Source organism: Streptomyces nigrescens (assembly GCF_027626975.1).
GTDB lineage: Bacteria > Actinomycetota > Actinomycetes > Streptomycetales > Streptomycetaceae > Streptomyces > Streptomyces nigrescens.
The window spans coordinates 5,920,840-5,932,710 of sequence record NZ_CP114203.1 but is presented as its reverse complement, the minus strand read 5'-3'; the positions used below and the strand labels follow the sequence as shown (position 1 = coordinate 5,932,710).

The following is an 11,871-nucleotide window of genomic DNA, read 5'->3' as shown; positions in this document are numbered from 1 at the left end:
CCTTCCCCTGCCGTGTACATCCGGGTCACGGGCCGGGAGGGGCGTTTGGTCAGGGCAGATGCCAGATCTGGGTGGTGACGAGGAAGAAGACCACCGCCCAGAACACCATCACCGCGGTGACAAGGCCGAGTCCGACGAGGTTCGTCCGTGCCGGCGGTGCCTCCGGGCGGGGCCGCAGCCACCGCCTGAGCAGTGGGTTCACGTAGAAGGGCATGGTCAGGAAGCTCATGATGAAGCTCGACAGCAGGTTGCCGATGAGCAGTCCGAGCCAGAGCGGCAGGTGCAACGGTGACAGGGCGAGCGTCAGCAGCACCACGGTCGGGTAGAGGCCGACCCAGACCGCGACGGAGGTCTTGGTCTCCGAGGGCGGCGGCGCTTCCTTGCCGTTCTCCTCGAAGGCGAACCAGCTGCCGAACGAGTTGTCGATGGTGCGCATGCGGAAGTCGTGGAACTTCTCGCCCTCGGCGAGGACTTCCTTCCGTTCGGCCGAGGTCAGCCAGGCGTCGAGGTGCTCGGCGCTGTCGAACCGGTACAGCGTGGTCCATTCGTCCTGGAGTCCTTCGACGGGGCGGAAGAGCTCCGTTCCGCGAAATCCTTCGAAGGTGCTCTCCTGCTCGGTCATATGGCGCTGCCAGGCGAGAAAGGCGTCGACGTGGTCCGGGTGGACGCGGTGGGTGACCACCACGGTCACCAGCGGGTCCGGTTGCTGGGTGCCGCCGCTGACGACTTGCTGGGTCGCGGGGCCGTCCAGATATTTGCTGCCGCTGTCGAGAAAGCGCTGCCGGGTGGCGCTGTTGATCCACGCCTGCAGGTGGGCTATCGAGTCGAACCGGTAGACGACCACCCAGTCGGGCTGGAGGGGTGTCGGCGGGGAGATCTCGGCGCCGAGGAATCCGGCGTAGCCGGCGGCCGCGGCATTGAGCTCCTCCTGCCATGCGTGGAATTCCGGCTCCAGTCCGTGCCGGATCTTCTGGCCGATGATGACGGTCGCCTCGGTGCCCTGGGGCTTTTCGGTGGTCATGTGCTCAGCCCCGTCGTCACTGCCGCGCTTTCGCTCAGTTGTCGGTAAATGCGTTCCGGGGTCAGGGGCAGTGCCCGGTAGCGGACGCCCGTGGCGTCGTGGAGCGCGTTCGCCAACGCGGGGGCCACCGGGTTGATACAGCATTCCGCTATCCCCTTCGACCGCAGGGGCCCGACGGAATCCGCCGAGTCCACCAGGAGCACCTCGGTGCGGGGGATGTCGGCGTAGGCGGGGATGCGGTAATTGCGGAAATTCGGGTTGACCATGACACCGTCCGCGTCGACCTGGTGATTCTCGGTCAGGGCGAAGCCGATTCCCTGGGCGACACCGCCTTCCACCTGTCCGCGGACCTGCGCGGGGTTGATGATGACGGCCGCGTCGGTCGCCTGGACGCTGTAAAGGATGCGGATCTCCCCCGTCACCCGGTGAACGGCGATACGGAAGCCCTGCGCATTGGAGGTGACGCTGCGGGGCGAGCCATAGGCCTTACGGGCGGCGGTGAAGCGGATTCCGCGCGCGCGGGCCGCCGCGACCAGCTCGGCCAGCGAAACCCGCCGGTCACCGCAGAGGACCCCGTCGTCGTCCATCGAGCACATCACGACATGGGTCCCTGTGTACGCGGCGGCACTTTCCAGAATGCGGTCGCGCACGGCGTTGGCCGCCCGCAGGACGGCGTTGCCCGCCACGAAGAGCCCCGCACTGGCAAATGCTCCGGTGTCGAATCCCGTGCGGTCGGTGTCGGACTGCACCAGGCGAATCCGCGACGGCGTCGTGCCCAGCTGGTTGGCGGCGATCTGGACATGCGCGGTCGACGTGCCCTCGCCGAATTCGACGGTGCCGACGGCCAGTTCGTACATGAGGTCGTCGCCCAGCGTGACCCAGGCCTCGGAGAGGTGCTCGGTCGGCGGCGCGGTCTCGTGCAGGGAACTCGCGACACCGGACCCGACCAGCCACCCGGGGCCGGGGGACGGCTCCCCGGCGGTACGGGCCATGGCCTCGCCCACCAGGTCGAGGCATTTCCCGAGTCCGTCCTCGGTGAACACCACGTCGTCGGGGCCCTCGTGCAGGGCGAGAAGCGGATCGCCGGGCCGCACGATATTGCGCCGTCGCAGTGCGAGCGGATCCATGTGCAGCGCGCGGGCGAGTTCGTCCATCGCCGATTCCACGGCGAACGCCGGCTGCGTCATTCCATAACCGCGCAGTGCCCCGCTCGGCACGGTGTTGGTGTAGACGGAGAACGCGTCGTACTTCTTGTGGGGGCAGCGGTAGATCATGACGGCGGCGCCGCCCGCGTACAGCGTTTCGCCGGCGTGATTGCCGTAGGCGCCGGTGTTCGACACATTGCGGACCTGGAACGCCGTGAGCGTGCCGTCCGCCTTCGCGCCGAGCTTGACCGTCAAGGTCATCGGATGCCGTGGCGAGGCGGTGGTGAACTCCTCCTCCCGGGTGTATTCGAAGGAGACCGGGCGCCCGGTGTCCAGGGTGGCGAGCGCGGCCAGATCCTCCGAGATCACTTCCTGTTTGCCGCCGAAGCCGCCGCCCACGCGTGCGCAGAACACCCGGAGCCGGTCCGGGCGCAGCGCGAACAGATGGGCCAGTTTGACCTTCGCGATCGACGGCGACTGTGAACTGGTGCGGACGTTCAGCCGGCCGTTCTCCATCCAGGCGATCGAGCCATGGGTCTCCAGATGCGCGTGCTGCACGCGCGGGGAGAAGTATGTGCCCTCATGAATCACGTCCGCCTCGGCGAATCCCGCGTCGATATCGCCGATCTGTGAATGGATCTCGACCAGGGTGTTGTGGACGGGGTCCATGACGAACGGATCGACCGCCTCGTGCAGTTGTGGCGCCCCGTCGGCCATGGCCTCTTCGGGGTCGAATACCGCCGGCAGCACCTCATATTCCACGGCGACCCGCCGGCAGCCCTCTTCCGCCGCCCGGACCGAGTCGGCCAGGACCGCGACCACGCGCTGCCCGGCGAAGCGGACCGTGCGGTCGAGGATGTGGGTGTCGTCCGGATCCACCAGATGGTCGGTGTGGATCGCGGTGGTGAAGCGCCGGCGCGGCACGTCTTCCCAGGTGTAGACCCGGTGTACGCCGGGGACCGCGAGTGCGTCGGTCTTGTCGATCGAGACGATCCGGGCGTGTGCGTGGGGTGAGTGCAGCACCTTCAGGTGCAGCATGCCGTCGATATGGGTGTCCATCGTGAATTCCGCGCGCCCGGTGACGACATCCTCGGCGGCCGGCGCATTGACGCTCGTCCCGACGGCCTTTCCCGGCGCGGCCTCCGCCACGCCGGCGACGCCATTCACGGCATCCTCGATTCCTCGATAGCCGGTGCAGCGGCAGAGGTTGCCCTTCAACGCCCGTGGCAGGTCCGCTTTCTGGGCCTCGGTGAAGGTCGCCGACGTCATGATCATCCCTGCGGTGCAGAAACCGCACTGGAATCCCGGGGCGTCGCGGAACTGCCGCTGCACCGGATGCAGATGGCCGGGTGATCCGATTCCTTCGATCGTCGTCACCTCACGGCCGTCCGCGCGGAAGGCGGGGGTGATGCAGCTGTGGACGGGCTCGCCGTCCAGCCACACCGTGCAGGCGCCGCAATCGCCCGCGTCACAGCCCTTTTTGACGCCGTAATGGCCGAGTGCCCTGAGGAAGGTGCGCAGACACTGGCCGGGCTCCGGTTCTTCGTCGAAGCTCCTGCCGTTCACGAGGTAGGTCATACCGGCCCCCCAGCCATGAGTTCATGACGTATCTCTTCGGCGAAATGCCGTGTGAGGTGGCGGCGGTGGTCGGGGGTCCCATTGGGATCGTCGAACCAGACATCGGAGGGAATGACGTCGATGCTCTGCTGCAGGGTCCGGGCGTCGGGCATGGAGTCGAAGGCGATGCGCACCGGCCGTGTGGTGCCGGCGGTGAGGGTGAGCAGCAGGTCGTTCGTGCCCGGCGTTTGCGTACCGATGAGGAATACCGTCGAACGGCCGAGGCGGGTCAGGGAGAAGCGGCGGTGCGCGGTGCGTTTCTTCAGGGCGTGCGCCGGAATGTCGATGCGCCGCAGGATTTCCCCGGGGGCGAGCACATTCTCATTGTTGCCGGTGACGAAGGCGAGGGCATCGACGGTGCGCGCGGACCCGTCGGGAGCCCACAGCTCGTACTGTGCCTCCAGGGCGACCGTCAGCGTGATCATGGGGCCGGCCGGCAAGGACATACAGATATTGCCGCCGACGGTCGCCGAGTTCCAGACCTTGAACGAGGACAGGAAGGCCTCGCAGCTCGTCGCGACGATGCCGCCCGCGCTCCACTCGTCCGGCAGCGCACAGGCGTACAGGTCGCGGATGGTGCAGGTCGCGCCGATGCCGAGGCCCGCTTCGCCCGGGACGAGGGGATCCCACCCCAACGCCGTCAGGTCGACCAGGCGGCGCAGGTCCGGCTGTTCCACGGAGAACAGCCAGGTTCCGCCGGCGAGCCAGGCATCCCCCGCGCGCCAGTCCGCGCCTGGCCGGTCGGACGGCCGCCGGACGACTTCGGTGACGGTGTTGAGGTCCATGGGAACGGGTCTCCCTCACGACGGACATCGTGTGCGCGGGGAACGACGCGGCCTCAAGCGGCGGAATCCTTGTGTGGCCGCTGCGGTCGAATTGCTCAGGGAAGGACCGGCGGGCGCAGATATTCTTGTTCAGGATAGGCAGAAGGGGCCGGGCTCGCCACGCCAGGGATTCGGCGGGAATGCGCGCTCTCTGCGGGTGCGCGCGGCCAGCAGTAAAATGCGCCGCCGCACGGCCAGGGTATTTCCAGGGCCCGTGGCTCAGAAAAGCTTTCCGGGGTTGAGGATGCCCAGCGGGTCGAAGACCTCCTTGATACCGCGCTGCAATTCCACACCCACCGGCCCCAGTTCGCGTGCCAGCCACTCCTTCTTCAGGACCCCGACGCCGTGCTCACCGGTGATGGTGCCGCCCAGTTGCAGGCCGAGCGCCATGATGTCGTCGAAGGACTCCCGGGCCCGGCGGGACTCGTCCGGGTCGGCGGCGTCGAAGCAGACCGTGGGGTGGGTGTTGCCGTCCCCGGCGTGGGCGCAGACGCCGATGGTGAGGTCGTACTTCTCGGCGATGGCGGCCGTGCCGTCGAGCATCTCGGCGAGGCGGGAGCGCGGTACGCACACATCGTCGATCATCGTGGCGGATTTGACCCGTTCCAGCGCGGTCAGGGTCAGCCGGCGGGCCTGCAGCAGCAGATCGGACTCGGCGGCGGTCTCGGCGGGCACGACCTCGGTGGCGCCCGCCGCGGTGCACAGCGCGCCGACGGCGGCGAGGTCGGCGGCCGGCTCGGGGGTGTCGAAGGCGGCCAGCAGCAGCGCCTCGGTGCTGTCCGGGAGGCCCATCTGGGCCATTTCGTTGACCGCGCGGATGCTCGTACGGTCCATCAGCTCCAGCAGCGAGGGGGCGTGGCCGCGGGCCATGATCTCGCAGACCGCCTCGCAGGCGGCGGCGGTGGAGGGGAACTCCGCTGCCAGCGCGAGCTGCCCGGGCGGCTCCGGCTTCAGCGCGAGCACCGCGCGGACGACGATGCCCAGGCTTCCCTCGGAGCCGACGAACAGCCGGGTGAGGTCATAGCCCGCGACGCCCTTGGCGGTGCGCCGGCCGCAGGTCAGCAGCCGCCCGTCGGCGAGAACGACGTCCAGGCCGAGGACGTACTCGGCGGTGACGCCGTATTTGACGCAGCACAGGCCGCCGGAGGCGGTGCCGATGTTCCCGCCGATGGAGCACTCCTCCCAACTGGAGGGGTCCGGCGGGTAGTAGAGCCCGTGCTCGTTCACCGCGCGGGACAGCACGGCGTTGATGACACCGGGTTCGACCACCGCGATCCGGTCGACGGGGTTGATCTCGATGATCCGGTCCATCTTGACCAGCGAGAGCACGATGCAGCCGTCGGAGGCGTTGGCGGCGCCCGACAGCCCCGTACGCGCCCCCTGCGGGACGACCGGGACCCGCAGCTCGGTGGCCGTCCGCATGATGTGCTGGACCTGCTCGACGGTGCGCGGCAGCACGACCACGGCGGGCGTCCCGGCCTCGCAGAAGCTCGTCATGTCATTGGCGTAGGAGCCGGTGACGTCGGGGTCGGTGAGGATCGCTTCCCCCGGGAGTCCGGCGCGCAGCCGTGCGATGAGGTCCATACCCTCAGCCTCGCATCCGTGGGCCGTACACGGAAGATCGTGTACGGCCCGTGGCGGCCCCTGAGGCTCAGAGATTGCCGCGGCGCTCCTGCTCCCGCTCGATGGCCTCGAAGAGGGCCTTGAAGTTGCCCTTGCCGAAGCCCATGGAGCCGTGCCGCTCGATCATCTCGAAGAACACGGTCGGCCGGTCCTGGACCGGCTTGGTGAAGATCTGCAGCAGATAGCCGTCCTCGTCCCGGTCGACCAGGATCTTCAGCTCGCGGAGCGTCTCCACGGGCACCCGGGTCTCGCCGGCCCACTCGCCGAGGGTGTCGTAGTAGGAGTCGGGGGTGTCCAGGAACTCCACACCGGAGGCGCGCATCGCCCGGACGCTGGCGACGATGTCATTGGTGGCCAGCGCGATGTGCTGGACGCCGGGGCCGCCGAAGAACTCCAGGTACTCGTCGATCTGCGACTTCTTCTTCGCGATCGCGGGCTCGTTGATCGGGAACTTGACCTTGAGGGTGCCGTCGGCGACGACCTTCGACATCAGCGCGCTGTATTCGGTGGCGATGTCGTCGCCCACGAACTCCTTCATGTTGGTGAAGCCCATGACCTTGTTGTAGAAGGCCACCCACTCGTTCATCTTGCCGAGTTCGACGTTGCCGACGCAGTGGTCGATGGCCTGGAAACGCCGCGGTCCGGTCTCCACCAGCGGCTCGACGGCGGTGAAGCCGGGCAGGTAGGGGCCGTCGTAGCCGGAGCGCTCGACGAGGGTGTGCCGGGTCTTGCCGTAGGTGGCGATGGCCGCGAGGACGACGGTGCCGTGCTCGTCCTTGAGGTCATGGGGCTCGACGAGGCCGGTGGCGCCCTGGGCGACGGCGTGCTCGTAGGCGGCGCGGGCGTCCGGGACCTCGATGGCGAGGTCGATGACGCCGTCGCCGTGGGCCGCGACATGCTCGGCGAGGAAGTGGCCCCAGTCGGTGGTGGGCTTGATGACGGAGGTGAACACGAACCGGGCGCCGCCGGATTCGAGCACATAACTCGCGGTCTCACGGCTGCCGTTCTCCGGACCGGAGTAGGCGACGCGCTTCATGCCGAAGGCGGTCGAGTAGTAGTGCGCGGCCTGCTTGGCGTTCCCGACGGCGAAGACGACCGCGTCCATCCCCTTGACCGGGAAGGGGTCCGCCTGCCGGGCCGAGCTGGGGGTGGTGGGCTGAGTGTGCATCGTGGTGTCTGCCATGGCCGCAGAGTCTCTCCGATCCACAAGGTGCGCAATAGTTCGCGAATCCTCTGGGCATTATGACTAGCAAAAGGGCGGCATCGCCGGGCTATCTGTACATGATGACCATCGAAAAGGAAGGGGCGACCGATGGCGATCGATCATTTGGACGGGGCGCTGCTGGAGCTGCTCGCCGAGGAGCCGCGGATCGGCGTTCTGGAGGCGTCCCGGCGGCTGGGGGTGGCGCGCGGCACGGTCCAGGCCCGGCTCGACCGGCTTCAGTCCAATGGAGTGATCCGGGGCTTCGGGCCGGACGTGGACCCCGCGGCGCTCGGCTACCCCGTGACCGCATTCGCGACGCTTGAGATCAAACAAGGCCAAGGGAATGACGTACGTGCTCACTTGACGACCGTTCCCGAGGTGTTGGAGCTGCATACAACGACGGGACATGGGGACATGCTCTGCAGGCTTGTCGCCCGTTCCAACGCCGATCTGCAGCGGGTGATCGACCGGGTTGTGGGCTTTGATGGGATTGTGCGGGCCTCAACGGCAATCGTGATGGAAAATCCGGTTCCGTTGCGGATCATCCCGCTGGTGAAACAGGCATCGGGAGACTGAACCGAGGAGACCGAGTGAGCTTCTGGGAGTACGTCGGCACCCGGCACGCCCAGCTGCTGACGGATACGTATCAGCACGCCAGCGCGGTCTTCCAGTGCATGGTGCTCGCCACCTTGCTGGGGGTCCTCATCGCCGTGGTGACCTATCGCAGCGTGTGGGCGGGCAATCTCGCCACCACCTCCACCGCCACCATCCTGACCATCCCCTCCCTGGCCCTGATCGGTCTGCTGATCCCGATCGTCGGCCTCGGCGTCCCCCCGACGGTGATCGCCCTGACCCTGTACGGGCTGCTGCCGGTGGTCCGCAACGCCATCGTCGGGCTGCGCGGGGTGGACCCGGATCTGATCGACGCGGCCCGGGGCATCGGGATGTCGCGCGCCGCCCAGCTCGTCCGCGTCGAACTGCCGCTGGCCTGGCCGCCCATCCTCACCGGCATCCGGGTCGCCACCCAGATGCTGATGGGCATCGCCGCCATCGCCGCCTTCGCCTCCGGACCCGGCCTGGGCAACGAGATCTTCCGCGGGATCGCCTCGCTGGGCAGCGCCAACTCCCTCAACCAGGTGCTCTCCGGCACCCTCGGGATCGCCATCCTCGCTCTTCTCTTCGACGCCGCATACGTCCTGATCGGACGGCTGACCATCTCCAGGGGGATCCGTGCCTGAGACGACAGAGACCGAACCGGCCTCCGGGGCCAGGATCCATCTGGAGAACCTGACGAAGATCTATCCGGGGAACCCCAGCCCCGCGGTGGACAACGTCAACCTGGAGGTCAAGGCCGGCGAGATCGTGATCTTCGTGGGCCCCTCGGGCTGCGGCAAGTCCACCTGTCTGAAGATGATCAACCGGCTGATCGAGCCGACCCACGGACGGATCCGGATCGGCGACGAGGACGTCACCGACATGGACCCGGTCAAGCTGCGCCGCAAGGTGGGCTACGCCATCCAGGCGTCCGGCCTCTTCCCGCACATGACGGTCGCCCAGAACATCGCCCTGGTCCCGAAGATGATCGGCTGGTCCAAGAGCAAGGTGACGCGCCGGGTCGAGGAGATGCTCGACCTGGTCGGACTGGACCCGCGCGAATTCCACGGCCGCTATCCGCGCCAGCTCTCCGGCGGCCAGCAGCAGCGCGTCGGGGTGGCCCGCGCCCTCGCCGCCGACCCGCCCGTCCTGCTGATGGACGAGCCGTTCGGCGCCGTCGACCCGATCACCCGCGACCACCTCCAGGACGAGCTGATCCGGCTCCAGCACGAGCTCCACAAGACCATCTGCTTCGTCACCCACGACTTCGACGAGGCCATCAAGCTCGGCGACCGCATCGCGGTGCTCCGCGAGCACTCGCACATCGCCCAGTTCGACACCCCCGAAGCCATCCTCACCAACCCGACGGACGATTTCGTCTCCGGTTTCGTGGGCGCCGGGGCGGCACTCAAGCGGCTGAATCTGACCCGCGTACGGGACGTGGGCGTGGTCGACTTCCCCACCGCCGGCCTCGACGACCCCCTGGAGTCCATCTTCGACCGGCTGCGCTCCGGCTCCCACAACGAACTGCTGCTGCTGGACCGCAACCGCCGCCCGTACAAATGGCTGCGCCGCGGCGATCTGGCCCTGGCCAGGGAATCACTGGCACGGGCCGGGACCCTGGTGCAGCACACCGTGTCCCGGGACGCGACGCTGCGCGACGCGCTGGAGGCGGTGCTCACCGACAGCGCGGGCCGGGTCGCGGTCACCGGCCGGCGCGGCGAGTACATCGGCGTGGTCGACATGGAGACGCTGATGAACAACGTCCATGAGCTGCTGGAGGCGGACCGCCTCGAAGCGATCGAGCATCAGCACCAGCTCCAGGAGCGGCGCGCCCGCCAGACCCAGATGGAGCAGGAGGGCCTGGCCGGCGCGGGCGGCACCGAGGGCGGTCCGGGAGGGGCGGTATGAGCCCCCGCGACGGCAACGGCAGCCCGCGCCGGGACGGGCGGCACCCGAGCGATCACGAGGCGCTGGCCTTCAAGGACGAGGTCGAGATGGCGCAGCGCGAACAGGCGGCCGGTGAGGCGCCCGTCGCGCCCGCGCCGTCCGCCGCGCGCCGGATCAGCTGGCAGAAGTGGACCTTCATGCCGGTCTTCCTGGTGGCCGCGCTGCTCGCCACCTGGCTGTGGTTCCGCGGCGCCCGGCTGGACTCCATCGCCCACCAGGCGGTGGACAACGGCAAGGTGTGGATCGCGCTGCGGCAGCACATCCAGCTCACCGCGATCTCCACCTTCTTCGTACTGATCATCGCGATCCCGCTGGGCATCGCACTGACCCGGTCCAAGCTGCGCCGGGCCACCCCGCTCGCGATGGCCTTCGCCAACCTCGGGCAGGCGGTGCCGGCCCTGGGTCTGCTGATCCTGCTGGTGATCTGGCTGGGCATCGGCGCCCGGTCGGCGATCGTCGGCATGGTCATCTACGCCGTGCTGCCGGTGCTCGCCAACACCATCGCCGGACTGCGCGGTATCGATCCGACGCTGACCGAGGCCGCCCGTGGCATCGGCATGTCCCCGATGGGCGTACTGACCAAGGTCGAGCTGCCGCTGGCCGTACCGCTGATCCTGGCCGGTGTCCGTACCGCGCTGGTGCTGAACGTCGGCACCGCGACGCTGGCGACCTTCGGCGGTGGCGGCGGTCTCGGCGACCTGATCTCGGCGGGGATCGTCACCCAGCGGATGCCCGTACTGATCCTCGGGTCCGTGCTGACCGTGGCGCTCGCCCTGCTGGTGGAGTGGCTGGCCTCGCTGGCCGAACTACTGCTCCGCCCGCGCGGCCTGGAGGCGACGGCATGAGCGGGCACCAGCACCCGACCGGGCACCACCGCTTCGGACGCGCCCGGGCCGCCCACCTCGCCGTCGCCCTGCTCGCCGCCCTCACCCTCGGCGGATGTGGCCTGGTCAGCGGCAGTGCGATGACCGACAACGTGCGGCCGGGCCCGAAGGCGGGCTATCCGGGCCGCCCGCTCTCCGGGGCGCAGCTCACCGTGACCTCGAAGGAGTTCACCGAGCAGATCGTCCTCGGCCAGATGATGGGCATCGTCTTCGAGGCGGCCGGCGCCAAGGTCATCGACAAGACCAGCATCCAGGGGTCGATCGGCGCGCGGGAGGCCGTCAAGTCCGGCACGGCGGACGCCGCGTACGAGTACACCGGCACCGGCTGGATCACCTACCTCGGCCACACCAAGCCGATCGTCGACCCCCACGAGCAGTGGAAGGCGGTCCGCGACGAGGACGCGAAGAACGGCATCGTCTGGCTGCCGGCCTCGACGCTGAACAACACCTACGCGCTGGCGCTGAACTCCGCGAACTTCAAGAAGCTGGCGGTGCGCGACCTCTCGGACGTCGCGGCGCTGTCCCGCAGGAAGCCGGGCGCCGTAACGATGTGCGTGGAGAACGAGTTCGCCACCCGCAACGACGGTCTGCCGGGCATGGCGCGGGCTTACGGCATGAAGGTGCCGTCCGGCAATGTCCGCAAGATGACCGGCGGCGTCGTCTACACCGAGACGGAGAAGGGCACCTGTGCGTTCGGCGAGGTCTTCACCACCGACGGCCGGATCAAGGCGATGCATCTGCACGTCCTGGCCGATGACAAGCACTTCTTCCCCAACTACAACGTCGCTCCCGAGATCAACGCCAAGGCCCTGAAGAAGTACCCGGCGATCGCCGAGGTGCTGGCCCCGGTCACCAAGGCCCTCAACAACACCGTTGCCCAGGAGCTGAACCGCAAGGTCGACGTGGACGGCGAGGACCCGCACGAGGTCGCCAAGAACTGGCTGATCCAGGAGGGATTCATCAAGGAGGCGTGAGGGGCCGGGGCCGCCACCGGGCGCCGGGCCGGGCT

Annotated in this window: 10 protein-coding genes; 5 read left to right on the top strand and 5 right to left on the bottom strand. The window is 68.5% G+C overall.

Annotated elements, in window-relative coordinates; translation table 11 throughout:
* Window positions 1–49: 49 nt before the first annotated feature.
* From STRNI_RS26420 to hppD, 5 genes are all read right to left on the bottom strand, one after another.
* Window positions 50–1,021, bottom strand: a complete 972-nt coding sequence (locus STRNI_RS26420) for an antibiotic biosynthesis monooxygenase (RefSeq protein ID WP_018091285.1) — start codon at window positions 1,019–1,021, stop codon at window positions 50–52.
* Complete coding sequence (locus STRNI_RS26415; RefSeq protein ID WP_277412136.1) at window positions 1,018–3,744, bottom strand: molybdopterin-dependent oxidoreductase; 2,727 nt, start codon at window positions 3,742–3,744, stop codon at window positions 1,018–1,020. The genes STRNI_RS26420 and STRNI_RS26415 overlap by 4 nt, the downstream gene beginning before the upstream one ends.
* Window positions 3,741–4,568: an FAD binding domain-containing protein gene (locus STRNI_RS26410; protein ID WP_277412135.1), complete on the bottom strand. Its 828-nt coding sequence runs from the start codon at window positions 4,566–4,568 to the stop codon at window positions 3,741–3,743. Before STRNI_RS26410 ends, STRNI_RS26415 begins: the two co-directional genes overlap by 4 nt.
* Window positions 4,569–4,826: 258 nt before the next feature.
* On the bottom strand, window positions 4,827–6,191 hold the full coding sequence (locus STRNI_RS26405) for an FAD-binding oxidoreductase (RefSeq protein WP_277412134.1): 1,365 nt from the start codon (window positions 6,189–6,191) through the stop codon (window positions 4,827–4,829).
* 67 nt (window positions 6,192–6,258) lie between these two features.
* Complete coding sequence (gene hppD, locus STRNI_RS26400; RefSeq protein ID WP_018091281.1) at window positions 6,259–7,413, bottom strand: 4-hydroxyphenylpyruvate dioxygenase; 1,155 nt, start codon at window positions 7,411–7,413, stop codon at window positions 6,259–6,261.
* 129 nt (window positions 7,414–7,542) lie between these two features.
* Here hppD and STRNI_RS26395 point away from each other — a divergent pair, with 129 nt between their 5' ends.
* From STRNI_RS26395 to STRNI_RS26375, 5 genes are read left to right on the top strand one after another with little or no spacing between them, the layout of a single operon-like run.
* Window positions 7,543–8,010 carry an Lrp/AsnC family transcriptional regulator gene (locus STRNI_RS26395; protein ID WP_069567503.1) on the top strand — a complete coding sequence of 156 codons (468 nt, stop codon included), beginning with the start codon at window positions 7,543–7,545 and terminating at the stop codon, window positions 8,008–8,010.
* A gap of 14 nt (window positions 8,011–8,024) precedes the next feature.
* The gene (locus STRNI_RS26390; RefSeq protein WP_018091279.1) at window positions 8,025–8,672 is read left to right on the top strand and encodes an ABC transporter permease; all 648 of its coding nucleotides are present in this window, start codon (window positions 8,025–8,027) and stop codon (window positions 8,670–8,672) included.
* Window positions 8,665–9,939, top strand: coding sequence for a betaine/proline/choline family ABC transporter ATP-binding protein (locus tag STRNI_RS26385; protein WP_026169912.1), 1,275 nt, complete (start codon window positions 8,665–8,667; stop codon window positions 9,937–9,939). The genes STRNI_RS26390 and STRNI_RS26385 overlap by 8 nt, the downstream gene beginning before the upstream one ends.
* The gene (locus STRNI_RS26380) at window positions 9,936–10,823 is read left to right on the top strand and encodes an ABC transporter permease (protein ID WP_159488130.1); all 888 of its coding nucleotides are present in this window, start codon (window positions 9,936–9,938) and stop codon (window positions 10,821–10,823) included. Before STRNI_RS26385 ends, STRNI_RS26380 begins: the two co-directional genes overlap by 4 nt.
* Window positions 10,820–11,836 carry a glycine betaine ABC transporter substrate-binding protein gene (locus tag STRNI_RS26375; protein ID WP_277412133.1) on the top strand — a complete coding sequence of 339 codons (1,017 nt, stop codon included), beginning with the start codon at window positions 10,820–10,822 and terminating at the stop codon, window positions 11,834–11,836. Before STRNI_RS26380 ends, STRNI_RS26375 begins: the two co-directional genes overlap by 4 nt.
* The last annotated feature ends 35 nt before the right edge of the window (window positions 11,837–11,871 follow it).

Excerpts from the sequence above, each read along its gene's own strand:
- STRNI_RS26405 (WP_277412134.1), bottom strand. The coding sequence starts at position 6,191 with ATGGACCTCATCGCACGGCTGCGCGCCGGACTCCCGGGGGAAGCGATC.
- STRNI_RS26395 (WP_069567503.1), top strand. The coding sequence starts at position 7,543 with ATGGCGATCGATCATTTGGACGGGGCGCTGCTGGAGCTGCTCGCCGAG.
- hppD (WP_018091281.1), bottom strand. The coding sequence starts at position 7,413 with ATGGCAGACACCACGATGCACACTCAGCCCACCACCCCCAGCTCGGCC.
- STRNI_RS26410 (WP_277412135.1), bottom strand. The coding sequence starts at position 4,568 with ATGGACCTCAACACCGTCACCGAAGTCGTCCGGCGGCCGTCCGACCGG.
- STRNI_RS26380 (WP_159488130.1), top strand. The coding sequence starts at position 9,936 with ATGAGCCCCCGCGACGGCAACGGCAGCCCGCGCCGGGACGGGCGGCAC.
- STRNI_RS26420 (WP_018091285.1), bottom strand. The coding sequence starts at position 1,021 with ATGACCACCGAAAAGCCCCAGGGCACCGAGGCGACCGTCATCATCGGC.
- STRNI_RS26375 (WP_277412133.1), top strand. The coding sequence starts at position 10,820 with ATGAGCGGGCACCAGCACCCGACCGGGCACCACCGCTTCGGACGCGCC.
- STRNI_RS26415 (WP_277412136.1), bottom strand. The coding sequence starts at position 3,744 with ATGACCTACCTCGTGAACGGCAGGAGCTTCGACGAAGAACCGGAGCCC.